At 75.1% G+C, this 26,045-nt stretch carries 21 protein-coding genes and 1 pseudogene; 10 read left to right on the top strand and 12 right to left on the bottom strand.

The window, feature by feature from the left end; genetic code table 11:
• Nucleotides 1-27 precede the first annotated feature (27 nt).
• Both dnaG and RM844_RS11255 read left to right on the top strand, forming a co-directional pair.
• Complete coding sequence (gene dnaG / locus RM844_RS11260) at nt 28-1,953, top strand: DNA primase (RefSeq protein ID WP_311666906.1); 1,926 nt, start codon at nt 28-30, stop codon at nt 1,951-1,953.
• Nucleotides 1,954-2,089: 136 nt separating this feature from the next.
• On the top strand, nt 2,090-3,181 hold the full coding sequence (locus RM844_RS11255) for an RNA polymerase sigma factor (RefSeq protein WP_311666905.1): 1,092 nt from the start codon (nt 2,090-2,092) through the stop codon (nt 3,179-3,181).
• Nucleotides 3,182-3,452: 271 nt separating this feature from the next.
• Here RM844_RS11255 and RM844_RS11250 read toward each other — a convergent pair whose 3' ends face one another.
• The 4 genes from RM844_RS11250 to RM844_RS11235 all read right to left on the bottom strand — a co-directional run bounded on the left by RM844_RS11250 (nt 3,453) and on the right by RM844_RS11235 (nt 7,538).
• Nucleotides 3,453-3,650: a hypothetical protein gene (locus tag RM844_RS11250; RefSeq protein WP_311666904.1), complete on the bottom strand. Its 198-nt coding sequence runs from the start codon at nt 3,648-3,650 to the stop codon at nt 3,453-3,455.
• Nucleotides 3,651-4,109: 459 nt separating this feature from the next.
• Nucleotides 4,110-5,537, bottom strand: a complete 1,428-nt coding sequence (locus RM844_RS11245) for an FGGY family carbohydrate kinase (protein ID WP_311666903.1) — start codon at nt 5,535-5,537, stop codon at nt 4,110-4,112.
• Nucleotides 5,538-5,691: 154 nt separating this feature from the next.
• Nucleotides 5,692-6,912: a cation:proton antiporter gene (locus tag RM844_RS11240; RefSeq protein WP_311666902.1), complete on the bottom strand. Its 1,221-nt coding sequence runs from the start codon at nt 6,910-6,912 to the stop codon at nt 5,692-5,694.
• A 146-nt stretch (nt 6,913-7,058) separates the two neighbouring features.
• Nucleotides 7,059-7,538 carry a cation:proton antiporter regulatory subunit gene (locus tag RM844_RS11235; protein ID WP_311666901.1) on the bottom strand — a complete coding sequence of 160 codons (480 nt, stop codon included), beginning with the start codon at nt 7,536-7,538 and terminating at the stop codon, nt 7,059-7,061.
• A 177-nt stretch (nt 7,539-7,715) separates the two neighbouring features.
• Here RM844_RS11235 and RM844_RS11230 point away from each other — a divergent pair, with 177 nt between their 5' ends.
• Together RM844_RS11230 and RM844_RS11225 are read left to right on the top strand one after the other, a co-directional pair.
• Nucleotides 7,716-8,450, top strand: a complete 735-nt coding sequence (locus RM844_RS11230) for an ArsR/SmtB family transcription factor (protein ID WP_311666900.1) — start codon at nt 7,716-7,718, stop codon at nt 8,448-8,450.
• 56 nt (nt 8,451-8,506) lie between these two features.
• On the top strand, nt 8,507-9,898 hold the full coding sequence (locus tag RM844_RS11225) for an MFS transporter (protein WP_311666954.1): 1,392 nt from the start codon (nt 8,507-8,509) through the stop codon (nt 9,896-9,898).
• 21 nt (nt 9,899-9,919) lie between these two features.
• Here RM844_RS11225 and RM844_RS11220 read toward each other — a convergent pair whose 3' ends face one another.
• Nucleotides 9,920-10,603, bottom strand: a complete 684-nt coding sequence (locus tag RM844_RS11220; RefSeq protein WP_311666899.1) for a class I SAM-dependent methyltransferase — start codon at nt 10,601-10,603, stop codon at nt 9,920-9,922.
• Nucleotides 10,604-10,817: 214 nt separating this feature from the next.
• Here RM844_RS11220 and RM844_RS11215 point away from each other — a divergent pair, with 214 nt between their 5' ends.
• Nucleotides 10,818-12,173: a sensor histidine kinase gene (locus tag RM844_RS11215; RefSeq protein WP_311666953.1), complete on the top strand. Its 1,356-nt coding sequence runs from the start codon at nt 10,818-10,820 to the stop codon at nt 12,171-12,173.
• Between the two features lie 99 nt (nt 12,174-12,272).
• Entirely contained in the window at nt 12,273-12,917 is a 645-nt protein-coding gene (locus RM844_RS11210; RefSeq protein WP_311666898.1) for a response regulator transcription factor, read from the top strand.
• A gap of 14 nt (nt 12,918-12,931) precedes the next feature.
• On the opposite strand, the gene RM844_RS11205 is transcribed toward RM844_RS11210, so the two are convergent.
• Nucleotides 12,932-13,732: a phytanoyl-CoA dioxygenase family protein gene (locus RM844_RS11205; RefSeq protein ID WP_311666952.1), complete on the bottom strand. Its 801-nt coding sequence runs from the start codon at nt 13,730-13,732 to the stop codon at nt 12,932-12,934.
• A 419-nt stretch (nt 13,733-14,151) separates the two neighbouring features.
• Here RM844_RS11205 and RM844_RS11200 point away from each other — a divergent pair.
• Nucleotides 14,152-16,131 (top strand): annotated as a pseudogene (locus tag RM844_RS11200) (alpha-amylase family glycosyl hydrolase); the annotation flags it as partial.
• Nucleotides 16,132-16,195: 64 nt separating this feature from the next.
• Here RM844_RS11200 and RM844_RS11195 read toward each other — a convergent pair.
• On the bottom strand, nt 16,196-17,071 hold the full coding sequence (locus tag RM844_RS11195; protein ID WP_311666897.1) for a helix-turn-helix transcriptional regulator: 876 nt from the start codon (nt 17,069-17,071) through the stop codon (nt 16,196-16,198).
• Nucleotides 17,072-17,209: 138 nt separating this feature from the next.
• On the opposite strand from RM844_RS11195, the gene RM844_RS11190 reads away from it, so the two are divergent.
• Nucleotides 17,210-18,115: an oxidoreductase gene (locus tag RM844_RS11190; protein WP_311666896.1), complete on the top strand. Its 906-nt coding sequence runs from the start codon at nt 17,210-17,212 to the stop codon at nt 18,113-18,115.
• Nucleotides 18,116-18,385: 270 nt separating this feature from the next.
• Here the strand turns inward: RM844_RS11190 and RM844_RS11185 are convergent, their stop codons facing one another.
• The gene (locus RM844_RS11185; RefSeq protein ID WP_311666895.1) at nt 18,386-19,684 is read right to left on the bottom strand and encodes a YeeE/YedE family protein; all 1,299 of its coding nucleotides are present in this window, start codon (nt 19,682-19,684) and stop codon (nt 18,386-18,388) included.
• A gap of 604 nt (nt 19,685-20,288) precedes the next feature.
• On the opposite strand from RM844_RS11185, the gene RM844_RS11180 reads away from it, so the two are divergent.
• Entirely contained in the window at nt 20,289-20,708 is a 420-nt protein-coding gene (locus RM844_RS11180; RefSeq protein ID WP_311666894.1) for a DnaJ family domain-containing protein, read from the top strand.
• Between the two features lie 124 nt (nt 20,709-20,832).
• On the opposite strand, the gene RM844_RS11175 is transcribed toward RM844_RS11180, so the two are convergent.
• Complete coding sequence (locus tag RM844_RS11175) at nt 20,833-21,672, bottom strand: hypothetical protein (protein WP_311666893.1); 840 nt, start codon at nt 21,670-21,672, stop codon at nt 20,833-20,835.
• Between the two features lie 340 nt (nt 21,673-22,012).
• Entirely contained in the window at nt 22,013-23,485 is a 1,473-nt protein-coding gene (locus tag RM844_RS11170; protein ID WP_311666892.1) for an MFS transporter, read from the bottom strand.
• Between the two features lie 229 nt (nt 23,486-23,714).
• Here RM844_RS11170 and RM844_RS11165 point away from each other — a divergent pair, with 229 nt between their 5' ends.
• Entirely contained in the window at nt 23,715-24,188 is a 474-nt protein-coding gene (locus tag RM844_RS11165; protein ID WP_311666891.1) for a MarR family winged helix-turn-helix transcriptional regulator, read from the top strand.
• 253 nt (nt 24,189-24,441) lie between these two features.
• Here RM844_RS11165 and RM844_RS11160 read toward each other — a convergent pair whose 3' ends face one another.
• Both RM844_RS11160 and RM844_RS11155 read right to left on the bottom strand, forming a co-directional pair.
• Entirely contained in the window at nt 24,442-25,311 is an 870-nt protein-coding gene (locus RM844_RS11160; protein WP_311666890.1) for an alpha/beta fold hydrolase, read from the bottom strand.
• A gap of 80 nt (nt 25,312-25,391) precedes the next feature.
• Entirely contained in the window at nt 25,392-25,988 is a 597-nt protein-coding gene (locus tag RM844_RS11155) for a pyridoxamine 5'-phosphate oxidase family protein (RefSeq protein WP_311666889.1), read from the bottom strand.
• Nucleotides 25,989-26,045: the final 57 nt, after the last annotated feature.

Here is a 26,045-nt window from a genome sequence, read left to right as displayed (position 1 = left end):
GTCGGTGGGCCGCCGTAGACTGCGGTCGTGGCGGGCAGGATCAACGACGAGGACGTGAAGGCGGTCAGGGACGCGGTCCCGATCGACGCCGTGGTCTCGGAGTACCTCCAGCTGCGCCCCGGCGGCGGGGGGAACCTCAAGGGCCTCTGCCCCTTCCACGACGAGAAGTCCCCCTCGTTCCACGTCAGCCCGAGCAAGGGCCTCTACCACTGCTTCGGCTGCCAGGAGGGCGGGGACACCCTCGACTTCGTGCGGAAGATGGAGCACCTCTCCTTCTCCGAGGCGGTCGAGCGGCTCGCCGCCCAGGCCGGCATCACCCTCCGCTACGAGCAGGGCGGCTACAGCCCGGGCCGGCAGGCCGGCGAGCGGACCAGGCTGCTGGAGGCGCACCGCGCCGCCGCCCGCTTCTACGCCGAGCGGCTCGCCTCCCCGGAGGCCGAGATCGGCCGGGTCTTCCTCGCCGAGCGCGGCTTCGAGCCGGCCGCCGCCGAGCACTTCGGCGTCGGCTACGCGCCGGCCGGCTGGGACCACCTGACCCGGTACCTGCGTGGCGCCGGCTTCACCGACAAGGAGCTGCTGCTCGCCGGCCTCGCCCAGGACGGCCGGCGCGGCCCGATCGACCGCTTCCGCGGCCGGCTGATGTGGCCGATCAGGGACATCACGGGCGAGGTCGTCGGCTTCGGCGCCCGCCGGCTGCGCGAGGACGACAACGGCCCCAAGTACCTCAACACCCCAGAGACCCCGATCTACCGCAAGTCCCAGGTGCTCTACGGCATCGACCTGGCCAAGAAGGACATCGCCAACAGCAACCGCGCGGTCGTCGTCGAGGGCTACACCGACGTGATGGCCTGCCACCTCGCCGGGGTCACCACGGCCATCGCCACCTGCGGCACCGCCTTCGGCGGCGAGCACGTCAAGATCCTCCGCCGGCTGCTGATGGACAGCTCCGCCTCGCACCGCGCCGGCGAGGTCGTCTTCACCTTCGACGGGGACGCCGCCGGGCAGAAGGCCGCGCTGCGCGCCTTCGAGGACGACCAGAAGTTCGCCGCGCACACCTTCATCGCCGTCTCGCCCGGCGGCATGGACCCGTGCGAGCTGCGGATCGCCCAGGGCGACGGAGCGGTCAAGGAGCTGGTGGACTCGCGCAGCCCGCTCTTCGAGTTCGCCCTCCGCTCCGTCGTCGACCGGCACGACCTGGACACCGCGGAGGGCCGCTCCGCCGCCCTGGAGCACGCGGCGCCCATCGTCGCCCAGATCAAGGACGCGGCCATCCAGCACGAGTACGCGGTCCGGCTCGCCGGCCTGGTCGGCATCCCCGACCAGCAGTTCGTGGTCCGCCGGGTCGGCCAGCTGGCGCAGTGGAGCCGGCAGCGGCAGCAGCAGTCGCGCGGCGGCCCGGCCGCCGCGCCGCCGGCCGCCGCCGCGCCCGCGCCGCTGGCCCCGGCGCCCGGCGGCCCCGCGCTCAACCTGCGCAACCCGGCGCACCTGGGGGAGCGCGAGCTGCTCAAGCTCGCCCTCCAGTTCCCCGAGTCGGTCGCCCCCGCCTTCGACGCCTACGGCGAGGACGAGTTCACCGCCCCGCCCTACGCGATGGTCCGGCGGCTCATCCTGGAGGCCGGCGGCGTGGCCACGGCCGACGACGGCTACCTCGACCGGGTCCGCGAGGCCGCCCCGGACGACGCGGTGCGGGTGCTGCTCAACGAGCTGGTGGTGGAGCCGCTCCAGCTGCCCCGCCGCCGGCAGGGCGACCTGACCGGCTACGCCGGCTCCCGGCTGGTCGAGGTGCGGCTGGCCGCCGTCCAGCGCCGGATGCGCCAGCTGGAGTCGGACGCCCGCCGCGCCGAGGCCCAGTCGGGCAACACCACGGCGGCCGACAGCCGCCACGAGCTGTGGACGCTCCAGCAGTACGCCACGGCGCTGCGCGAGCGCGGGGTCGCCGCGCTCTACGGCTGACCGGCCGGCCCGGCGGTCTCCGCCCGGTCCCCGCCCTCGCCCGCCCCGTCCCGCCGCCGATCCGCGTCCCGGCGCCGCTTCGGGGGTTTGGCGCGGCACTTCCCGGGCCCGGGAAAATAGTGCCCGCACGCATCTCGTGGCCGGCGTCCTGTGTACCCCACACTGGGGGCGGTGCCGCTCCGCTCCCGCCGCGACCCTCCTGGAGGTCGTCCACGTGCAGACCCCGACTCTCAAGCGCGCGGCAGCCGCCGCCCCCGGTCCGGAAGAGCCGGAGGAGCGGCCGGTTCCCAGCGTCCCCAGAGCCGACAGCCAGGGCGGCACCGGCAGCGACCTGTTCCGCCAGTACCTCCGGGAGATCGGCCGGATACCGCTGCTGACCGCCGCCGACGAGGTCGAACTGGCCAAGCGGGTGGAGGCCGGCCTGTTCGCCGAGGAACGGCTCGTCGAGGGCGGCCAGTTAGGCGAGCGACTGGCCCTGGACCTGGACCAGCTGGTGGTCCGCGGCCGGATGGCCAAACGCCGGCTGATCGAGGCCAACCTGCGGCTGGTGGTCTCCGTCGCCAAGCGCTACGTGGGCCGCGGCCTGACCATGCTGGACCTGGTGCAGGAGGGCAACCTCGGGCTGATCAGGGCCGTCGAGAAGTTCGACTACACCAGGGGCTTCAAGTTCTCCACCTACGCGACCTGGTGGATCCGGCAGGCCATGTCCCGCGCCATCGCCGACCAGGCCCGCACCATCCGGGTCCCGGTACACGTGGTCGAGCAGATCAACCGGGTGGTGCGGGTGCGGCGCCGGGTCCTCCAGGAGCGCGGCTACGAGCCCCGGCCGGAGGAGGTCGCCACCCTGCTGGGCCTCACCGCGGCCCGGGTGAGCGAGATCCTGCGGCTGGCCCAGGACCCGGTCTCGCTCCAGACCCCCATCGGCGACGAGGACGACGTGGCGCTCGGTGACCTGATCGAGGACGTCGACATCCCGTCCCCCGCCGAGTCGGCCGCCTTCCTGCTGCTGCGCGAGCAGTTGGAGGCGGTGCTCTCCACCCTGGGCGACCGGGAACGCCGGGTGGTGGAGCTGCGCTACGGCCTGCTCGACGGCCGGCCGCGCACCCTGGAGGAGATCGGCGGCCTGTTCGGCGTCACCAGGGAACGCATCCGGCAGATCGAGCACAAGACCCTCGGCAAGCTCCGCGACCACACCTACGCGGAGCAGCTGCGCGGCTACCTGGACTAGGTCCTGTCGTTTGGATCTTCGTGGATACGGCCGCGTTGTCGGCTGCGGTGCGTCGCAAGGCGGAGGATCGCAGCTCGTACTTGGTCGTACTCGCGCGATGCGACAACGCGGCGAGGTTCCCCCAAGCCCCCTCGGGGGCCTGGGAGGGGCCCCCATCGCCGGCAGCGCGGCCCCGCGAAGATCCAAACGACAGGGCCAAGAGCCCGTGTCCCGGACGAAACCGCCCGGGACACGGGCTGCCCCGCCGGCCGCCCCCTCGTCGGCCGGCGGGTCAGCTGGCGCAGAGCACCCAGCCCTCCAGCGGGTGCGGCGTGCCGTGCCGGATGACCAGCACCAGCGCGTCGCCCGGCTCGCAGCCGTACTCGACCCACTGATAGGCCAGGACCGCCCAGACGACCAGGGCGGCGATCAGCAGGGCGGCGAAGACGGTGCCGGCGGTGACGGGTGGGCGGTTGGGTGGTGCGGCCATGACAATCTCAACTCCCCCTCGCCCGGGCGGTCGCGGCACCATCCGGAGCGGTCGCTCGTCGGTCACGGGGTATCCGGGACGATCAGCCGGCGGGCGTTGGTCAGCGACCCGCCGGGCGCCCACGCCGGTCGGCGTGTGGTTCTCCCGGAGCCGCGTGGAACCCCGTCCAGCGCGGTCCGGTCCATTCTTCCGCCGGGCGGCCCGGCGGGACAGCCAGCCACCGGCCGCCGCCCGGCCGGCCACCGGAAGTCGCCCAACTCCCGGCCCGGGCCCGGTCCGTGGCCGGCGGCGAGTCGAGGCGGGGGTGGTCGGCGAACGGCTCGACCAGCTGGTTCGGCACCTCGCCGTCCGCCGCGTGGGCGGTCACCCGCCGGGCCGCCACCGGAGGAGACGGTGGGGGAGGCGTCGATCCAGGACGCCCGGGGACCGGAAGTTTCCCGTGGCGGACGGTGTCGGCCGTCAGCCGTCCATCGCGCCCGGGTGGAGTTCGTCCCGGACCGCCGTGAACTGCTGGCGGACCGCCGAGCCGACGGCCGACTCCTCCTCGTCCGCGGTGAAGTACTCGCCCTTCGCCGCCGGCCAGGGCGGCGGCTCCTCGGCGGTGAGCCGCCCCTCGGCCACCCCCTGCGCCCAGGCCGCCTGCCGGGCGGCGCCGATCGCCGTGTAGTCCGCCGGCTCGGGGACCACGACCCGCGCCCCCAGCAGCGCCGCGGCCAGCGTCTTCACGGCCGGCAGCGTCGCGGTCTGCCCCAGCAGGAAGACCCGGTCGATGGTCACCCCCCGGCGGCGCAACACCTCGGCGGCGTCCGCCAGTCCACAGAGCATCCCCTCGAACGCGGCCCGCGCCAGGTGCTCCGGCTTCATGCTCTCCCGGCGCAGCCCGGAGAGCGTGCCGGCGGTGTGCGGCAGGTTCGGGGTGCGCTCGCCGGCCAGGTAGGGCAGCAGCACCATGCCGTGCGCGCCGGGCGTCGAGGTGAGCGCCAGCTCGGACAGCTCCGGCAGGTCCCGGCCGAGCAGCTCGGCGGTGCCGCGCAGCACCCGGGTGGCGTTCAGGGTGCGCACCACCGGCAGGTGGTGGCCGGTGGCGTCGGCGTAGCTGGTGATGGTGCCGGTGGGGTCGGTGAGCGCCTCGTGGTGCACCGCGCACACCGAGCCCGAGGCGCCCAGCGAGACGACCGCGTCGCCTTGCCCCATGCCCAGGCCCAGCGCGGCGGCCATGGTCTCGCCGGTGCCGGCGGAGATCAGCAGCCCCTCGGGGGTGCGCCCCGCCGCCTCGGCCGGGCCCAGCAGCTCGGGCAGGCTGACCGGGTGGCCGATGGCCAGCTCGGCCAGCTCGTGCCGCCAACTGCCGGAGACCGCCGACCAGTAGCCGGTGCCCGAGGCGCCGCCCCGGTCGGTGGTCCAGCGGCTGGGCCGGCCCAGCAGCTGCCAGACCAGCCAGTCCTGCGGCTGGAGCACGGTGGTGGTGCGCCGGGCGGCGTCCGGCTCCTCGTTGGCCAGCCAGCGCAGTTGGGCCACCGGCTGGGTGGGCTGGGGCACCGAGCCGACCGCCTCGGCCCAGGCGTCCGGGCCGCCGAGCGCGTCGACCAGGCCGAACGCCGCGGCCCGCGCGCGGTTGTCGGTGCCGGCCAGCGCCGGCCGCACCGGCTGGCCGTCGGCGTCCAGCGGCACCACGCTGTGCGGCTGGGCGGCCACCCCGATCGCCGAGACGTCCTCCAGCATGCCGCCGCCGGCCGCCTCACCGAGCGACAGCAGCCAGGACTGCGGCGCGGCCTCGCCGGCCGGATGCTCGGCGTGGCCCTGACGCAGGACCTCCCCGGTCTCCGTGTCACAGACGACGATGCGGGTGTAGGCGGACGAGCTGTCGAGGCCGGCGACGATTCCCATGAGTCCGAATGATGCCTCATCCGCGCTGGTGCCCGAGGCCGGCCCCGGTCAGCGCCTCCGGCGGCCGGCACCGCCGGCCCGGTCAGCGTCCCGGCAACGCCGCCGCCCCCGGCGCCAGCTCCGCGGGGAGCCGGCGGCCGGGGGCGGCGCTCGGTCAGGAACCGGCCTCGGTGGCCGGCCGGACGTCGGTCAGCACGGCCGCCGCCTCCGCCTGCTTGGCGGCCCGCCGTTCCATCAGCTGCCGTGCCACCGGCTCGGTCCACCGGGCGGCCAGCGGGCCGATGATCACCAGGATCAGCACGTACGCGGTGGCCACCGGCGCGATTCTGGGCTCGGTCGCCGCGGCCAACCCGGCGATCACGATGGAGAACTCGCCGCGTGCCACCAGCGCGCCGCCGGCCCGCAGCCTGCCGCGCGGGCCGATGCCCGCACGGCGGGCCGCGTACCAGCCCGTCGCGATCTTGGTGCCCGCGGTGACGACGGCGAGCACCAGCGCCGGCATCAGCACCGGCGGTATGTCGCTCGGCGTGGTCGAGAGGCCGAAGAACACGAAGAAGACCGCCGCGAACAGGTCACGCAGCGGCATGAACAGCCGGCGGGTGGTGTGCGCCACCTCGCCGGAGAGCGCGATGCCCACCAGGAACGCGCCGACCGCCGCCGACACCTGGAGCCGCTGCGCGATCCCGGCCACCAGCAGCGTCAGGCCGAGCACCACCAGCAGCAGCATCTCGGCGTTGTCCGAGGAGACCGCCTTGCTGATCCACCGGCCGTGGCGCAGCGCCACGAAGAGCGCGATGCTCGCCGTGCCCAGCGCGATGGCCAGCGTCACGCTGCCGCTGGCCAGGCCGACGCCCGCCAACACCGTGGAGAGCACCGGCAGGTAGACCGCCATGGTCAGGTCCTCGATCACCAGGATGCCCAGGATGACCGGTGTCTCGCGGTTGCCCAGCCGGTTGAGGTCGGTGAGGACCTTGGCGATCACCCCGGACGAGGAGATGTAGGTGACGCCGGCCAGCGCCAACGCCCCCACCGGGCCCCAGCCCAGCAGAAAGCCGGCCAGCGCGCCCGGGGTCGCGTTCAGCAGCAGGTCGACGATGCCCGACGGGTACTGCGTCTTGAGGCTGTCCACCAGCTCCGGTGCCGTGTACTCCAGGCCCAGCATCAGCAACAGCAGGATGACGCCGATCTCGGCGCCCACCTCGATGAAGTTCTCGGTGGTGTCCAACGGCAACAGCCCGCCGTGCCCGAAGGCGAGACCGGCCAGCAGGTAGAGCGGGATGGGAGAGAGACCGAGCCGGCCGGCTAGTCGTCCCACCAGGCCGAGGCCCAGGACGACCGCCCCCAGTTCGATGAGCATGGTTGTGGTGTCGTGCAAGAGTCACCGCACCTTTCAGTTCGCCCTGCCGCGCTGGGCGCCGCAATGTGTCGTCGGGGGGTGGTTCCGGCCCGGCGCACGGTCGCCCGCGCGGGGGGCGCGCGTGGCGCCGGGGGCCGGCACGGGGGCGGTCGCGAGGACCGCGGTTACGCGCCGGCGATGATGTCGGAGAGGTCGTCCACACCCTCGCGGGTGCCGACGACCAGCAGCGTGTCCCCCGCCTCCAGGCGGTAGTCGGGGCTCGGGGAGGGGTGGGTGCTGGTCCTGCGCAGCACCGCGACGATCGAGGCCCCGGTCCGGGTGCGGGCCCGGGTGTCACCCAACGGGCGCCCCCGGTAGGGGGAGTCGGGGCCGATCGGGATCCGCTCGGTGACCAGGTCGACGCCCAGCTCACCGCCGGGCAGCGCGTGGTCCGCGCGGTCCGGCGCGATGATCGACGCCAGCCGGGCCGCCTCCTGCGCTTCCAGCGGCACCGTGCCCTGACAGGCGTCCGGGTCGTCCGGGGAGTAGAAGGCGAGGAAGCGCCGTCCGTCCTCGTGGGCCACCACCGAGATGTGCCGGCCGTCCCGGGTGGCGAGGTCGTACTGGGTGCCGACGCCCGGCAGTGGCGTGCGCCGCGTCACCATGAATGCGCCCTCCTCAGGCGGGGGTTCGGCTTGAGCATAACGTCCAGAGGAAACCAGGCTGTTTCCCAAGTCAAGAAAATTCCTGGCAAAGCGCGGCCCTGGAAAGGTAAAACGAGCTGGTCAGAGATTCGCCAACAAGTGTTTGCAAACAACTGTTGGCGGTTCTAGGGTGGGTCCATGCCAACGGACCCCTCCGCAGCCGACCCGACCCCCGAGCCGGCCGGGACCTCGCCCAACCCGCCCCTGACCACGCCGGATGCCGACCGGGCCGCGCTCGACGACCAGCGCGGCCGGCCGCCGTCCCGCGTCGAGTTGGACGCCCGCGGCCTGCGCGCGCTGGCCCACCCGGTGCGGGTGCGGCTGCTCGGCCTGCTCCGCGTGCACGGCCCGGCCACCGCCACCCGGTTGGCGGAGCGCCTGGAGCTGACCTCCGGCGCGACCAGCTACCACCTGCGCCGGCTGGCCGCCGCCGGCTTCGTCGAGGAGGACGCCGAGCGCGGCAACGCCCGCGAGCGCTGGTGGCGTTCGGCGCACGAGTCCACCTCGTTCCGCGGCCTGGAGCTGCTGGAGAAGGAACCGGAGGCGGCCCTCGGCTACCTGCGCTCGGTGGTCGCCGCGCACGCGCTCGCCGCGCAGCAGGCGCTCAACGCGCTGGAGACGCTGCCCGCGGCCTGGCAGCCCGTCGTGAGCTTCAGCGACGCCCTGCTCCGACTCACCCCCGGGGAAGCGGAGCGGATGCAGCGGGAGCTCTACGAGGTGGTGGGCCGGTACCGCCGGCACGACCTGAACGCGGCCCCGGACGCGGCCCCGGCGGGGGCGGAACGCGTCCAGGTCGTCCTCCATGTGCTGCCCACCCCGGGCGGTGGCCCGGACGACGACGGCCCCGGCGGGGCCGGGGAGGCGGGATCGTGAGCCGGATAGCCGGGGAGAGACGTCGACACGCGCCGCTGGTCGGGGTGTTGGCGGCGATGAGCGTCGCCTACACCGGCAGCCGGGTCTCCGCCATCGCGCTGCCCTGGTTCGTGCTGACCACCACCGGCAGCGCCACCCAGACCGGGCTGGTGGCCTTCGCCGAGATGACGCCCTACGTGCTGGTCAAGGCGCTCAGCGGCCCACTGGTCGACCGGGTCGGGCCACGGCTGGTCTCCTGGACCACGGACCTGGTCAGCGCGCTCGCCATCTGCCTGGTGCCGCTGCTGCACGCCGCCGACCAGCTCAACCTGGGGCTGCTGCTGGCGCTGGTCGCCGTGGTCGGCGCCAGCCGGGGCCCGGGCGACCTGGCCAAGGAGGTCATGATCCCGGAGGCCGCCGAGCGCGGAGCGGTGCCGCTGGAGCGGGCCGCCGGCTTCGCCGGGGTGATCGAGCGGCTGGCCAGCACGGTCGGCCCGCTGGCCGGCGGCGGACTGATCGCCCTGGTCGGCCCGTTGTCGGGACTCTTCGTCAACGCCGGCTGCTTCGTTGCCGGTTCGCTGCTCATCAGGCTCACCCTGCCGAAGGGCATGGGGCAGCCGGCCGGGGCCCCGGAGTCGGCCGGCGCGGAGCCGGGCGCGGGCGTGACGCCGGGCGCGGACCAGGCGCCGGGCGGCGGCGCGGCCGGCGCGCGGACCGGCTACTGGCAGCAGATGGCGGAGGGCTTCCGCTTCCTGCGCCGCACCCCGCTGCTGCTGGCCGTGCTGCTCACCGTCGCGTTCACCAACCTGCTGGACGCCGCCTACAGCGCGGTGCTGCTCCCGGTCTGGGCCGAACGCACCGACGCCGGCCCCTCGGGGATCGGCCTGCTGGCCGCCGTCTTCAGCATCGGCGCGGTGGTCGGCAGCCTGGTCGCCACCGCGATCGCGCACCGGCTGCCGCGCCGGCCGGTGCTGCTGATCGGCTACGCGGTGTGCGGCCTGCCGCGCTTTCTGATCATGGCCTGGGCGCTGAGCCACGGCGGGGGGCTGCTGCCGGTCGCCGCGGTGTTCGCGGTGGCCGGCCTGGGGGCCGGCTTCCTCAACCCGATCATCAGCGCGGTCACCTTCGAGCTGGTGCCGCGCCCGCTGCTGGGCCGGGTCAAGGGGCTCGGCACCTCGCTGGCCTGGTCCGGCATCCCGCTGGGCGGGCTGCTCGGCGGCCTGGCCGTCACGGCCGCCGGCCTGGTCCCGACCCTGCTGGTCGCCGGCGTGCTCTACTTCGTCGCCACCACGACGGCCGGACTGCGCCCCGAATGGCGCGCGATGGACCGCGACCGCCGCCACGGCGCCGACGTGGCGCCTGACCGGCCGCCGGGCCAGCGCCCACCGGCCGCCGCCCCGCCCGACGCCCCGCCCGACGCCCCTGCCGCCGAGGCCGGGGCTGGTGGCGACCCGGCCGGGGACCGCTGAGCCGCCGGCCCGGCCGGCCCGTCAGGACGGGCCGGCCAGCCGCTGCCGGGCGGTCGTCGGCCTCGGCCGCCTGGCCACGTAGACCAGCGCCGGCGGCAGGTTGCGCCACACCGTCCTGGTGACCAGCACCTCCTCGAACGCGGCCCGCAGCTGGGCCCGTTGCCGCCGGGCCGGCGGCGTCCAGGCGGTCCACGGGTAGCTGAACTGGGTCAGCACCCCGTCGGGCGCCAGCACCTCGGCCAGGATCGGCGCCAGCGGGCGCGGCCCGTCGAAGTAGACCGTCCAGGGCAGGCCGCTGACGATCGCGTCCACCCGCCCGATCCCGCGCTCGGCCAGCAGCGTGGGCAACTCGGCCGCGCCGGCGGTCAGCACCTCCACGTCCGGGTGCCGGGGCCGCAGCCCGTCGGCCAGCCGCTCGTTGACCTCCACCGCGAGCTGCCGGCCGCGCCCGGCCAGCCGCCCGCTGATCGCGCCGGTGAACACGCCGGTGCCCGGGCCCAGTTCGACCACCACCGGGTCGCCGTGCTCCGGCAGCCCGGCCACCATCCGGGCGGTGAGCGCGGCCGAACTCGGCACCAGGGAGGCGGTGCGGACCGGGTCGCGCAGGAACTCGCGGACGAACCTGGCCCGTTCGCCGCCGCACCCGGTGGCCTGGTCCGGCGCCGACGGCCGGGCGGTGCTTGGGTGGTGCGCTAGCGCGGACACGGGAGGCGTGGTCACGGGCGGTTCCTGGGGTCTCGGGTTGCGCGGTCCGGGCGGTGACGTGGTGTCGGGACGCCCTCGGCGACCCAGCCTGCCCGGTCGCGGCCCGCCCCGCCTCCCGCGCCCGGTCGCGCCCGCCGGCCGTCCGGAGGAGACCCGGCTCCTCCGTGCGGATGACCCGCCTCCTCCGGCGGCCGACTACCGTCGAACCGTGCGGATGACCTGGCTCGGCAAGGCGGTGGGCGACCGGCGTGGCCCGGTGCGGCTGCTGCCGTTGGTGATCGGCCCCGGCTACCTGCTGCTCGTGCAGGCCGCGCAACCCACCGCCGCGGACTGGGCGTTCGCGCTGGCCGCCGGGCTGGCCTTCCTGCCGGGCGGCTACTGGCCGCTGCCGGTGCTGCTGGTGGAGTCCGTGCTGCTGGTGGCCGCGCACCCGATGGCCGACGCGCTGCCGGTGGTCGGCAAGGTGACGGCCGGCGTCGCCCTCGTCGAGCTGGCCGCCCGGCGCCCCCCCGCCGTGGCGGTGCCCGGGGCGCTCCCGCTGGTGGCGGCCTATGTGCTGGTCCAGGTCGCCGGCCACGACTCGGCGGACGCGATGGGCATCGGCTACCGGCTGGTGGTGATGGTCGCCGCGCCGCTGCTGCTGGGCTGCTGGCTGCGGGCCGCCAGCCAGGCGCTGGCCCAGGCGCAGGCCAGGGCCAGGGAGGCGGAGGAGCGGCGGGAGTTGGCCGCCCTCGGGGCCCGGCTCGCCGAGCGCGGCGAGCTGGCCAGGGAGCTGCACGACCTGGTGGCGCACCACGTCGCCTCGATGGCCCTGCGGGTGGGGGTGGCCCGGGAGGTGCTGCCCGATCTCGACCCCCGGGTGCGGGCCGTGCTGGACGACGTGCACGGCTCGGCGACCACCGCCCTGGTCGACCTGCGGCGCCTGGTCGCGGTGCTGCGGGACCCCGCCTCGGTGACCGACCCGACCCGTTCGCTGCTGGTCGAGCCGGCCGAACTGCCGGCCGCCATCGCCTCGGTGGTGGAGCGGGCGGAACGCCACGGCCTGGTCCTGGAGAGCCGGATCGCGCCCGGCGTCGCCGAACTCGACGCGCTGCGCGGGCTGGCCGTGCTGCGGGTGGTCCAGGAGGGGCTGACCAACGTCGCCAAGCACGCCGGGATCGGCACCAGGACCACCGTCTCGGTCGCGTCGCGGGACGGCGTCACCGAGATCGAGATCCGCGACGCGGGCGACGGGACTCCGACACCGGAGCGGCTGCTGGTCAAGTCCGGCTACGGGCTTGAGGGGCTGCGGGAACGGGTGGCGCTGCTCGGCGGCACCGTGGAGGCCGGCCCCGACGGCCGGGGTTGGTGCCTGCGGGCCGCCGTGCCGGCGGCGCCGGGCGAGCGGCTGGCCGACGGCCTGCCCGAGGCGGCCGGCCCGGCCCCCTGCCGCTGGACCCCGGCCTGGGGCGCGGCGTCGGGCGCCGGCGCCCGGCCCGACGGTGACGCGCGCCCCGACGGGCCGGACGGGCCGGCGGGCCGGCGCGGGCGGCGCGTGGGATCGTTCGGTGGGGCGGCCCGCCGAGCCTGACGGGGCCGCCGCCGGGCCGACGCCCGGCCGGTGGGAACGGGGCACCGCAGGAGGCACCCCACAGGGCGCCGAAGCGGTGCGGAGAGGGGAGAGGACACGGTGGCGATCGGCACCCTGCTGGTGGATGACCAGCAACTGGTCCGCGCCGGGCTGCGGATGCTCTGCGAGTCGACCGAGGACATCACGGTGGTCGGCGAGGCCGCGACCGGCGCCGAGGCGGTGCGGCTGGTGCCCGGCACCTCGCCCGACGTGGTGCTGATGGACCTGCGGATGCCGGGGATGGACGGCACCACCGCCACCCGCCGCATCCTGGCCGACCGGCCGGCCACCCGGATCGTGGTGCTCACCACCTTCGACGACGACGACCACCTCTACCCGGCGCTGGCCGCCGGCGCCTGCGGTTTCCTGGCCAAGGACGCCGCGCCGGGCGAGCTGTTGGACGCCGTCCGGCAGGCGGCGGTCGGCGGCAGCCCGTTCAGTGGGGCGGTGCTGCGCCGGCTGGTGGGGCAGGCGACCACGGCCTGGCGGGCGGAGCGGCCGGCGGCCGAGGCGCCGGCGTTGACCGAGCGGGAGCGGGAGGTGCTGGCCCTGGTCGGCGCCGGGTTGAGCAACGCGGAGATCGCCGCGCGGATGCACGTCGGGCTCACCACGGTGAAGACCCATGTGGGCAGTCTGATGCGGAAGACCGCCAGCCCGAGCCGGGTGCGGCTGGCGGTCTTCGCCATCCACCACGGCCTGGCCTGAGCCGCCCGCCCGGCTCAGCCGGCCAGGCCCAGGCCGAGCCGCACCGCGGCCTCCACCGGCGAGTAGCCGCCGTCGGCCCGCGCCAACTGGAGCGGCGCCACCGGCTCCAGCGGCGGCTGCGCGATGATCCGGGGCCGGCTGCCCCGGTGCGGCTGGGCGGCGTGCACCAGGAACGGGTGGCAGAGGTAGACGTCGCCGGCCCGGCCGGTCGCCAGCGCCAGCGGCCGGTCCGGCGCGTCCAGCCGGCCGGCCTCGTCCATGGCCCGGCACAGCTCGAAGAACTCCCGCCCGTCCTCGCCGGCCTCGGCGAGGAACGGCGGCACGTCGCGGTGCGAGCCGACCTTGATCCGGGTCGGCGCGTCCGCCTCCCCGACGTCGGTGAAGAGGAAGAGCAGCAGCAGGGCCCGGCCCCGGGAGCGGAGGTTGATCCGGGGCTCCGTACCGTCGGGCCCGCCGGCGAAGCTGGCGTCGAGGTGCCAGCCGTCGTCCCCGGCCGGGTCCCGGTGCGGGAAGCGGATCGGGAAGGTGCCCAGGCCCAGGCGAGGCAACCAGCGGCCGGCGCCGACCAGTTGGTCGAAGGCGCCGCGCAGCCGCCCGGTGTTGGCCGCCTGCCGGAAGGGCGCGGCCACGGAGCTGGTGATCCGGATCACGGGTTGGGTCCAGCTGGCGGGGTCGTCGGGATCGACGCCGGCCATCCGCCACAGCTCGGCCTGGCCGGCCTCGGCCACCGCCCGGGGGAAGGCCGCCTCCACCCGGACGAAGCCGTCCCGCACGAAGTCCTCGATCTGCCGCTCGGAGAGCGTCGCGTTCGTCATGGCCATCGCCGTCGATGCTGCGCCAGCGGGCCGGGCGCCGGCAATGGTTTTTCGCCGGCACCGCTCCCCGGTCCCCGGTGGCGACGGCCCGAACCGCCGCCGGGCACCCGGAAGTTCCCGGATTGCCCCGGTCGGGTCGGTCAACGGGCACGGGATCACCGTGAGTTCTCCGTGATCTCGACGAAAACGGCACCGTCCCTCCTCTGGGGGCGACGGCAAGGATTCTGTAACTTGCGGGGTGCTCGGCAAGAAATTGCAGAGCCTCCCTTCACCTCTCCTGGAGAGCCGCAGGCGCGTCGGGTCTCCACCAGCCTCATCCAGGAGTCGCGATGAACACCCCGCACCGCGGGCCGGGCCGACGATGGTGGTCGGTCCTGCTCGGGCTGGCGCTGGCCGCCTTGCTGGCCACGCTGCTGCCGGCCGCCGGCAGCGCCGCCACCCCCGACGCCCAGGCGGCGGAGCCCGCCACCATGCTGGGGGGCGACCCCCGCGAGGACTCGATCTACTTCGTCATGACCGCCCGGTTCTACGACGGGGACAGCTCCAACAACCGGGGCGGCAGCCAGCACGTCTCCTCCGGCAACGCCGAGTACGACGACCCCATGTTCCGGGGCGACTTCCAGGGCCTGGCCGAGCGGCTCGACTACATCAAGGCGCTCGGCTTCTCCGCCGTCTGGATCACCCCGGTGGTGCTCAACCGCTCGGACTACGACTTCCACGGCTACCACGGCTACGACTTCTACGAGGTCGACCCGCGACTGGAGTCGGACGGCACCTCCTACCAGGAGCTGATCGACACCGCGCACGCCAAGGGGCTGAAGATCTACCAGGACGTGGTCTACAACCACAGCTCGCGGTGGGGCGCCAGGGGCCTGTACGAGCCCACGGTCTACGGCGTCCAGGACGAGCAGTGGGACTGGTTCTACGACACCCCGGAGGCCGGCCGCGCCTACGACCCGCTGGTGGAGGACGAGCTGGGCCAGCCGTACAACGGCGACGTCTGGTCCACCGAGGAGCCGGCGGACAACGCCTGCCCGAACTGGGGCGAGCCGACCGGCCAGAGCAGCCCGGAGGGCTACGCGCTCTACCACTGCCAGTGGCCCAGCCCGGTCAACGGCCTCTTCCCCGCGAGCTACTACCACCAGTGCTGGATCGGGAACTGGGAGGGCGAGGACTCCCGCAGCTGCTGGCTGCACGACGACCTCGCCGACCTCAACACGGAGAACGCCGCGGTCCAGGAGCACCTGATCGGCGCCTACGACCGCTTCATCGACATGGGCGTCGACGGCTTCCGGATCGACACGGCGGTGCACATCCCGCGGGTCATCTGGACCCGCCACTTCCTGCCGGCCATCGAGGAGCGGCTGGTCGCCAAGTACGGCGCAGAGAAGGCCGCGGACTTCTACGTCTTCGGCGAGGTCGCGGCCTTCGTCAACGACAAGTGGAACCGCGGCTCGGTCAACCACTCCGCCCAGTTCTTCACCTGGCAGCCCCGCGCGGAGTACAGCGCGGACGACGCCGTCGCCGTGCTGGAGGAGTACGAGCACGAGAACGGCCTCGGCCCGGCGGGCCAACCCACCTCGGACAACGCGTTCCTCGACGGCAACGACTACCACGCCCCCGACCACAGCCGGTTCTCCGGGATGAACATCATCGACATGCGCATGCACATGAACTTCGGTGACGCGCGCAACGCCTTCCACAACGGCCGGGACTCCGACGACTCCACCAACGACGCCACGTACAACACGGTCTACGTGGACAGCCACGACTACGGCCCGAACAAGAGCCAGGAACGGTACGCCGGCGGCACCGACGCCTGGGCCGAGAACATGGCCCTGATGTGGACCTTCCGCGGCATCCCCACGCTGTACTACGGCTCCGAGATCGAGTTCCAGGCCGGGCAGCGGATCGACTGCGGCCCCAGCTGTCCGTTGGCCACCACCGGCCGCGCCTACTACGGCGAACACCTGGAAGGCGAGATCGTCGCCGGCGACTTCTCCGAGGTGGTCAGCGCCAGCGGGCCGGTCGCCGAGACCCTGGAACAGCCCCTGGTCCAGCACCTCCAGCGGCTCAACGAGATCCGCCGGGCCGTCCCGGCGCTCCAGAAGGGCCAGTACTCGACCGAGGGCGTCAGCGGCGAGATGGCCTTCAAACGCCGCTTCACCGACGCCGAGGCCGACAGCTTCGTGCTGGTCACCGTCACCCACGGGGCCAGCTTCAGCGGCATCCCCAACGGCACCTACACGGACGCGGTCAGCGGCGAGAGCGTGACCGTCACCGACGGGACGCTGGCGCTGGCGGCCCCCGGCCAGGGCAACCTCGCCGCCTACGTGCTGGACACCGAGCTGACCCCGGCGCCCGGCCAGGTCGGCACGGCCGGCCCCTACCTGCGCTAGGCCACCACCGGATCGGGCCGACCGGGCCCGGCCGCCGGGGTTTCGACCTCCCCCGGCGGCCGGGCTACGGACGGTGTCGGTCAACGGGGTGCGCGCGGGTCGCGCGCAGGGCGGCCAGCAGCTGTAGGCGATCCGCGTCGGCGCTGCCCGGCGCGGCCGTCCAGACCAGCATGACCGGGCCCGGCGCGCCCGGCAGCGGGTAGGTGTCCCAGTCCAGGACGAGGTCGCCGACCTCGGGGACCCGGAAGGTCTTGGTGCCGCTGACCGACGAGCGGACGTCGTGCCGGGCCCACAGACGCCGGAACTCGGCGCTCCGGATGCTCAGTTCGCCGACGACAGCGGTGGCCCGCGGATGGCTGGGGTCGGTGGCGACGGCCGAGCGCAGCATGCCGATGTAGTCCAGCGCCTGCCGCTCCCAGTCCGGGCAGCCGCGCCCGCCGGTCAGGGTGTCGTCGAAGAGCAGCAGCAGCATGTTGAGCCGGTCCGCCGGGCGGTCGCCCGGGCCGCCGAGCAGCGCCTCGGCCAGGGGGTTCCAGGCGAGCAGGTCCAGGTGCCGGCCGAGCACGACCGCCGGGGTGTTCATCACCCGCAGTAGCCGCCGGGTGTTCTCCGGCACCCGCTCCGGACCGCGCGCCACCCGGGTTGGCGCGGGCCGCCGGGCGGCCCGAGCCAGGGTGAACAGGTGGCGCCGCTCCGCCTCGTCGAGGACGAGCGCGTCGGCCAGCGCGTCCAGCACCGTGTCGGACGGGCGGGTCTCCCGGCCCTGTTCCATCCGCTGGTAGTAGTCGGTGCTCAGCCCCGCCAACAGGGCCAGCTCCTCCCGGCGCAGCCCGGTGACCTTGCGCCGGCCGCCCGGCTCCAGGCCGACGTCGCGGGGCCGCAGCCGGCCGCGCCTGGCGCGCAGGAAGTCACCGAGTTCACGGGCGTGCGGACGGGTCATGCCCCCAGTGTGCCGCCGCGGCCGGCCCGCACGGTGGCCCTCGTGGACCCAGGGAGGCGAGGACCACCCCGCCCGGTCGCCCCGCGCCTAGCGTCGGTGCCCCACCGCACCAACCCACACCCCCGCGAGGAGCAGCGCATGGCCGGATGGACCGCCGACCACATCCCCGACCAGCACGGTCGGATCGCCGTCGTCACCGGAGCCAACTCGGGACTCGGCCTGGTCACCGCGACCGAACTGGCCCGGCACGGCAGCCGGGTCGTGCTCGCCGTCCGGGACACCGCCGCCGGCGCGCGGGCCGCCCGCCGGATCGGCGGCGACACCGAGGTGCGCGCCCTCGACCTGGCCTCGCTCGCCTCGGTGCGCGCCTTCGCCGGCGGGCTGCTGGCCGACCACCAGGTCGTCGATCTGCTGGTCAACAACGCCGGGACGGTGCTGCTCGGCCCGCGCCGCGTCTCCGCCGACGGCCACGAGCTGCACCTCGCCACCAACCTGCTGGGCCACTTCGCCCTGACGGGCCTGCTGCTCGGCGCCCTGGCCGCGGCGCCGGCACCGCGCGTGGTCAGCCTCAGCTCCCTCACCCACAGGACCGCGCACCTCGACTTCGACGACCTGATGGGGGAGCGCGGCTACCGCGGCGCGGCCGCCTACGGCCGCTCCAAGCTCGCCACCACGGTCTTCGGCGTCGAACTCGACCGCCGGCTGCGGGCCGCCGGATCACCGGTCGTCAGCACCCTGGCCCACCCAGGCCTCACCCGCACCAACCTGACGCCGCGCGCCTGGCAACACCGGGGCCGGCTCGGGCGGACGATCGCCTGGTTCGGCCTGCTCGCCACCCAGTCGGTGGCGCGGGGCGCGCTGCCGCAGCTGCGGGCCGCGGCCGACCCCGACGTCCAGGGCGGCCAGTTCTTCGGCCCGGCCGGGCTCTTCGAGACCCGCGGCCGGGTCACCGAGGCACGCCTCAGCCGGGAGGCGGCCGACCCGACCGTCGGCAAGCGGCTCTGGTCGGCGGCGGAGACCCTGACCGGAGTCCGCTACCTCTGACCGGAAACGACCGCCGGGCCCCGCGCGCGAGCGGGACCCGACGGTCGGCGGTGCTTCTTCCCGGGCGGCCGGGGTTGTTTCTGGGCCGGCCGATGCTTTCTCGGCCGTGGTCCGCCGCGACGGTCGCTGGCTCCTTCAGCCGGTGGTGTCCGCCGGCGCCGGCCGGTGGCTTCCTCGGCCGGTGCTTCTTCAGCCGGTGGCCTCCTTGGCCGGTGGGGCCGACGGCCGGTGGTTTCCCTGGCCCGGTGGGGCCGACGGCCGGTGGCCGGGTCAGCAGACCCCGTCGGTGGGCTTGGGGTTGGCCAGCCCGAAGAGGGGCCGCAGCTTGAGGCCGGCCCAGGTGCCGGCCAGCGCGGTCAGGCCCCAGAGCCAGCCGTGCAGGCTGCCGGAGGCGATCCCCGCCAGGTAGGCGCCGATGTTGCAGCCGCCGGCCAGCCGGGCGCCGATGCCCATCAGCACCCCGCCGAGCACGGCGGCGACCCCGGTGCGCAGCGGCACGCCCCGGTGCAGCGCCCAGGTGCCGCCGAGCGAGGCGGCGATGGCGGCGCCGATCATGATGCCGATGTCGGTCAGGCTGTTCTTGTCGGCGAGGATCGAGCCGGCCAGCATGTCCGAGTTGCCCGGCTGCTGCCAGAAGCTCCAGTTCTCCGGCTGGCCGCCGAGCGCCCCGAACAGCTCGCTGCCCCACAGCGCGAAGGCGCTGGTCACGCCCCACGGGCCGCCCGAGACCAGCAGCACGCCCGCGCCCAGCACGGCCAGCACCACCGCGCCGGCGGCCAGCGGCCAGGAGCCGCGCAGCACGCGCCCGGCCACGCCCCGCGCGGTCGGCACCGCGCCGGTCGGCGGCGGGGTGCGGCGCCGCTGCACGACGCGGGTCAGCCCGTAGATGCCGAGCAGCGCGAGGATGGTGATGCCCCAGGAACCGAACCAGCCGACGTGGTCGGAGAGCAGGACCGGGTCGAGGGCCGGCAGGTCGTTCCAGAGGTCGAACTGCCAGGCGGCGAGGGTGGAGCCGAGGATGAAGCCGCCCAGGGTCAGCACGATCGAGGTCTGCCCGCTGCCCACCGCGAAGAGCGTGCCGGAGGCGCAGGCGCCGCCGAGCTGCATGCCGATCGCGAAGATGAACGCCCCCAGCAGCAGCCCGATGCCGAGGTTGCCGGCCGATGGCCGCGGCTCGGTGCCGAAGAGCCCGCTGCCGGTGCCGATGATCAGCGCGAACAGGGTCGCCGTCGTGCCCAGCAGCAGGGTGTGGGCGCGCAGCCCGGCGCCGTTGCCGACGGCTATCAGCTGCCGCCAGGCCGAGGTGAAGCCGAACCGGGAGTGAAAGAGGGCGAAGCCCAGACCGAGGCCGAGCAGCAGCAGCACGCCCGGCTTGGCGCCGTGCCGCGCGAAGACGTAGGCGTCCAGGGCCGCTCCCAGCAGCAGCGCGCCGGCCAGCGGGCCGCGCCGCACCGGCGGCGCCTCGGGCGCCTCCGGCGGCGGCACCCGGGTGGGCGGCGGGGCCAGCCAGGAGACGGCCGGCGTCGCGGCGGCGTCGGAGGACGCCGGCGTGGGTGAGACGGTGGTCATGCGGAGACTCCAGCAGGGGAAAGCGGGCCGGGGCGAGCCGGTGGGGAGTGGGGAGTGGCGGGCCGGTCCCGGGCCGAGGGCGCGGGGGACGACGGGCCACCGCGGTGATGGCGCCTGGGCGGCGGTGACCAGACGGGGGCGGCCGGACGCGGTCAGCGGGGACAGAGGCCGTCGTCGACACAGCAGGCCGACCCCGCGAAGAGCGCGAGGCAGAGGAAGCGGCCCGGTGCGAACATGCGCGCCATCCTAAATGTCCTTCCTGCCCCCCGGTACCCCCGGGCCGACATGTGGACGCCGGGCCGGTCGTCGCGTGGGACGCACGTCCTCGCCCGGTGGTCGGACCGGGCGCCGGGCCGCCCGTGCGCCACGGCCAGACCGCCGGTTGAGCCGGCCCGGTGCGGGGCGGAACGTCGCCGAGAGGGGAAGACGCGGTGGCCGGCGGGGGCCGCGACCTGGCCCGCGCGCGCCGTGCCGCCGGCGGGCGGTCGGCGGGCGGTCGGCGGTGCGCGTCACGGGACCGGCCGCCGGGGCGGGGCCGGATGGAAGACTGGAACGGCGACCCGACGCACGGGGCGCGGCAGGTGAGCCGGCGCGAGGAGGCGCGATGACCGAGCGGAAACCGCCGGGGACGAGCTTCGAGTCCTGGGTGGACAAGCAGATCAGAGAGGCCGACGAGCGCGGCGAGTTCCGCGATCTGCCCGGCGCCGGCAAGCCGCTGCCCGGGCTCTCGGCGCCCTACGACGAGCTGTGGTGGGTGCGGGAGAAGATGGCCAGGGAGAACCTCTCCTCGCTGCCACCCAGTCTGGTGCTCCGCAAGGAGGCGGAGGACGCGCACGCGGCGGCGCTGGCCGCGCCCACCGAGCGCGCGGTGCGGCGGATCGTGACGGCGATCAACGAACGGATCGCGGAGGGGCTGCGTCGCCCACCGGAGGGGCCGCCGCTCCGTCTCGGGCTCTTCGACGAGGAGGCGGTGGTCCGCGCCTGGCGGGCCGCCGTCGCCGCCCGGCTGGCGCCCGACGCCTGACCGCGGCGCCCCGCGCGGCGGGCACGCGAAGGGCCGGGCCCCTCGGGGAGGGGCCCGGCCCGGTTGATCGGCCCGGCCGTCGTCCGCGCGGTCCGCGCGGACCGGTCAGGCGCGGGCGGTCGCGTCAGGCGCGGGCGCGGCGGGCGAGCAGCACCGCGCCGCCACCGGCCACCAGCGCCGCGCCGCCCACGGCGGCGGCCACCGGCAGGGCGTCCGAGCCGCCGGTCTCGGCCAGCTCCGCCGCGTCATCCGAACCGCCCTGCGGGCCGGGCTCGTTGGGCTCGTCGGACGGCACGCCCGGCTGGTTGGGCTCCTCGGACGGCGTGCCCGGCTCCGCGGGCTCCTCGCCCGGGTCGGGCTCGCCCGGCGCCTCGCCCGCGCCCGGCACCAGCGCCCAGTCCTCGTCCCGCTCGCTGCCCCAGCACAGCCCCGCGTTCTGCGGGTCGTAGTACCGGACGCGCGACCAGGCCTCGAACCAGCCGGGCCGGTCCGCCAGCGCCCGGGTGCGGATTTGCGCCTCGGCGGACTCGCCCGGCGGCAGCTCGTCGATCAGCCCGAAGTAGCCCCCGGCGCCGTCGCTCTCGAAGGGCACCCCGCGCCACGAGCCGTCCACGTACCACTGCAACTCGAACGGGAAGGCGCTGTCGTCGCCGTCCGAGGCGTTGTACCAGCCCTCAAGCCTCGTGTAGACGTCGGAGACCGGCTCCTCGCCACCGTTGTGGACGGAGTAGGTGAACTCGGTCCAGGCGGTCGGCGAGGTGTGCTCCTCGGGGATGTCCTCCAGCCACACCGAGACCGTCTCGGAGGACCCGAACTCCTCGCAGTCGGGCAGTTCGCCGACCGAGCCGACCGGACCGATCGGCAGCCCGGCGGCATGGGCCGGGGAGGCGGCCAGCAGCAGGGCGGGCAGGGCGACGGTGCCGGCGGCCAGGGTCGCCAGGGCACGACGGGGGAATCGCTTCATCGTCAGGCTCACTTCCGACGGTGGTACGGGTGTGACGGACGATCGGGACCGATGCGGCGACGGCCGCCGGGGCCGGCACGGGGACGGTGGTCTCACAACCCCCCGCACGCCGGGCCCGTTGGGCCGCTGCCGACCCGATCACTGGTTCGACGAACGGCCGCCGTCCGGGGTTGTCGTGACGCAGTCACAGATATGTCACGAGCGTGTCACTGGCACCAGGGGGCTCCGTTCACCCGCCGCTCACCCGCACCTCATCCGGCGCCGGGGTGCACGGCGGCGGGCGGAGCCGTCGGACGGGCACGCCCGTCAGGCCGTGGCGCCCGTCCGACGGTGGCGCCCGTCAGGCCGTGGCCTCCGAGGCGCCGGCCCGCGCCGGCGTCGGGTCGGTGGCCGGCTCGGCTTCGGCGTCCCCGCCCGGGCCCGCGGCCCGGACCGGGATCAGCGTCGCCACCGCGGCGGCGCCCAGCGCCACCCCGCAGCCGATCAGCATCGCCACCCGGAAGCCGTCCTCCGAGGGCAGCGGGAACCCGCCGAACTCCGTGGTCAGCTGGGCGAGCACCACGCCCACCACGGCCGCGGCGACCGAGGTGCCCACCGAGCGCATCAGGGTGTTGAAGCTGTTGGCCGAGGCCGTCTCCGACTGCGGCACGGCGCCCATGATCAGGGTCGGCATCGCACCGTAGGCCAGTCCGACGCCGGAGCTGCACACCAGGGTCACCAGCAGCAGTCCCCAGGTCGAGCCGAGCAGCGGCAGCGACATGCCGTAGCCGATCGCGATCACCATGCTGCCCACGGCCAGCGTCACCTTGGGCCCGCGGGCCGCCGAGAGCTTGGCGCCGAACGGTGAGAGCACCATCATCATCAGCCCGCCGGGCGCCATCCACAGACCCATGGCCATCATCGACTGCCCCAGGCCGTAGCCGGTCTCCTCGGGCAGCTGGAGCAGCTGCGGCACCACCAGCGACTGGGCGTACATCGAGAAGCCGACCAACACCGAGGCCAGGTTGGTGAAGAGGACCTGGGGCCGGCCGGCCAGCCGCAGGTCAACCAGCGGGTCCGCGACCCGCAGCTCCCAGCGGCCCCAGGCCAGCAGCAGCACCGCGGCGGCGGCGAACAGACCGAGCGTGGTGACGCTGCCCCAGCCCCAGTCGGAGCCCTTGGAGACGGCCAGCAGCAGGCAGACCAGCCCGCCGCCCAGGCCGACCGCGCCCACCCCGTCGAACCTGGCCGGCTCGGCGGCCGTCCGGCCGGCCGGCACGAAGAGCCAGATCAGCACGCCCACCAGCAGGCTGAGGCCGGCGGCCACCCAGAAGAGCACCCGCCAGCTGGTGTGCTCGGCGACGGCGGCGGAGAACGGCAGGCCCAGCGCGCCGCCGACGCCCATGGAGGCGCTGATCAGCGCGATGGAGGTGCCCAGCCGCTCGGCCGGCAGCACGTCCCGCAGCAGGCTCAGGCCCAACGGGACCACGCCCATGCCCAGGCCCTGGAGGCCCCGGCCGACGATCATCGGGAGGACCCCGGAGGACAGCGCGCACACCACCGAGCCCAGCACCAGCGGGGCCACCGAGATCAGCAGCATGCGCCGCTTGCCGTAGAGGTCGCCGAGCCGTCCGGCGACCGGGGTGGCCACGGCCGCGGCCAGCAGGGTGGCCGTCACCACCCAGGAGGCGTTGGAGGCCGACGTGTTCAGCAGGGTCGCCAGCTCACCGAGCAGCGGCACCACCAGGGTCTGCATGAGTGCGGCCGTGATGCCCGCGAACGCGAGGATGCCGACGATGCCGCCGGGGCTCGCGTCGCGCTGGGAAATGGACACGGTGGTCCCTTCTTCTGGGTCTGGCTCGGACGTCCTGTTCGCCGGCCGCCCGTGGAGGCGGCCCGCCCGGTCGCGGGTCTCGACGGCCGCGGCGACCCTGTGCATCATACATACGGTGTGCATCATGCACGTGGCATGTAACGTGCATTTTGCCTGTGGTATACCTGCCGTGGAATTCGCCGGCGGTAAACCGGCATGGCGTGCAGGTCGGAAGCAGGAGGACGCGCCCGTGGACAAGCCGATCAGCCGGCTTGAGTTCGAGGCCATGCTGCTGACGCGGCACTCCCACCTGTTCAACAACCAGTTCCGGCGCAGCGACCGGCGCCTGGACCGGAGCGCCTACGTCCTGCTCAGCCGCCTCCTGATCGACGGCCCGATGTCCATCGGGCAGCTGAGCGACGCCTTCGGCCTCGACTCCTCCACCCTCAACCGGCAGACCGCCGCGATGCTCCGCTCCGGCGTGGTGGAGCGGATCGCCGATCCGGACGGCGGCATCGCCCGGAAGTTCAACGTGACCGAGGAGGGGCGGCGCCGGCTTGAGGAGGACCGACGGAGCAACGTCGAGGCCCTCGGGCGGGTCCTCGCGGACTGGACGGCCGAGGAGGTGGCCGGCTTCGCGGCCTACCTGCACCGGTTCAACGCGGACATCGAAGCCGCGGAGGGCCGACCCTGGCCCCACCCGGAACCCGACAGCCTGCCCTGACCGGCGGCTCCGCCCGGCGGTCCCGACCCGGCGGTCCCGCCCCGAGGATTCCACGCCCCGGTCTGGTCCTGCGGCCCCGCCTCGGGGCCGCCCGACCTGACCGGCCCGCCCCGGTCCCGCGCCGGCCGTCCTGACGCGGGTCCTGACCTGACGGCCCCGACCCGGCGGTCCGCACCCGCCGGGCCGCACCGGCGACGGGGCGGGGGTGAGTGCCGCGTCGGCCGCCCTGGAGCGCCCCGGCGCCCGCGCCGGCTCAGCGTCCCAGGCCGGCGGGGTCGTCGCGGCTGGCGCGGCCGGCGGGGGCGTCGAAGGTGTCGAGCCCGTCGAGGAACGTGCGCAACAGCTCGGCGGTGACCGCCGGTTGCTCGACCGGGATCAGATGGCCGACCGCGGGCAGCCGGTGCGGTCCGGCCGCCCCGCGGATCGAGCGGGCCAGTCGGTCCGCGATGGTGTGGAAGTCCGGCAGGTCGTCCTCGCCGACCGCGACCAGGGTCGGCACGCCCAGGCCGGCCAGGGCCGCGTCCACATCCGGCAGGTCGCCCCGCTCGTGGGTCTCGGTCAACTGCTGGTTGGCCAGCGCCACCCGCATCGCCTCGCGCACCGTGGCCGCGTGCCGGCGCAGCGTCTCGTCCCAGGAGCGGGCCGGGCCGCGCACCCACATGTCGAGGTTGCTGCTGACCGCCGCGTCCAGGTCGGCGCGCGCCAGCGCCGCCTCCTCGGCGGCGGCGTACTCGGCCATCGCCGCCGACCAGTCGTGGTCCGGCAGGGGAGCGGCCAACAGGCCGAGCGCGGCGACCCGTTCGGGGCGCTCGACGGCGAAGGCCAGGGACACCAGGCCGCCGAAGGAGGAGCCGATCACGGCGGCCCGGGGCGCCCCCACCGCGTCGAGCACCGCGAGCAGGTCGTCGGTGTTCCGGTAGGGGCCGGTGGGCGGCGTGGACTCGCCGAAGCCGGTCATGTCGTGCCGCACCACCCGGTAGCGCTCGGCGAGCGCCGGCACCACCCCGTCCCACATCCGGCGGTCGGCGACCCCGGAGTGCAGCAGCACCACCGGGGGCGCCGCGTCGTCGCCCGTCGTCTCGACGGCCAACTGTCCCTGTGGGACCTCGATCTGTCGGATCACTCTGGACTCCCCGTCCTTGGTCGGTGACCGGGCGAACCCTACGCGGGGGCCGGGCGATCCTCCACGGATATCCGGGGCGGTCAGGCGAAGTCCAGCGCGGTGCCGTACCGCCGGCTGACCCGGATCACGAACAGCACCCGCCGCTCGGCGGCCAGCTCGGCCAGCGCCGCGGCCCGCGACGCGCCGGCCGGGGTGGTGCCCTCGGCCTGGGCGGTCCTGGCCAGGATCTCCCGGCCGGCCGCGTCCCCGGCCGCAAGACTGGGCCCGAGCACCTCGGCCTCTCCCTCGGCGACCGCGAAGGACCACGGGTCGGGGCCCGAGACGTGCAGCGCCACCCGGCCGTCGGCGAGCAGCTGCCGGGTCTTGAGCCGGTCGGCGGTGCTGGAGACCAGCAGCTCCCGCCGCCCGGGCAGCCACTGGTAGGCCACGGTGGAGAGATGGGGGGCGCCCGAGCTGCGGAGGCTGGCCAGCACGCCGAACCGGCCGGCGCCGAGCAGCGCGTCGACCTCCGGCTCGGTCAGCCGCCGGGGACCCGGCTTCTCGACGGCGGTGGACGCGCCCGCCGGGCCGGCGCCGGATTCGGTGGCGGGGTCGGTAACGGGACCGGGGGCGGAGTCGGTGGCGTGCGGGGTGACGGAGGCCGGGGCGGTGGGGCGCTTGCTGGTGGTTCCGGTCATGGTGATCGGTCCTCTCTGGTCGTGCGATCGGGGTGGCGGTGGGCCTGGAACGAGGTG

The organism is Streptomyces chisholmiae, from assembly GCF_031845445.1.
Lineage (GTDB): Bacteria > Actinomycetota > Actinomycetes > Streptomycetales > Streptomycetaceae > Streptomyces > Streptomyces chisholmiae.
This window is presented reverse-complemented; position numbering and strand designations above follow the sequence as displayed.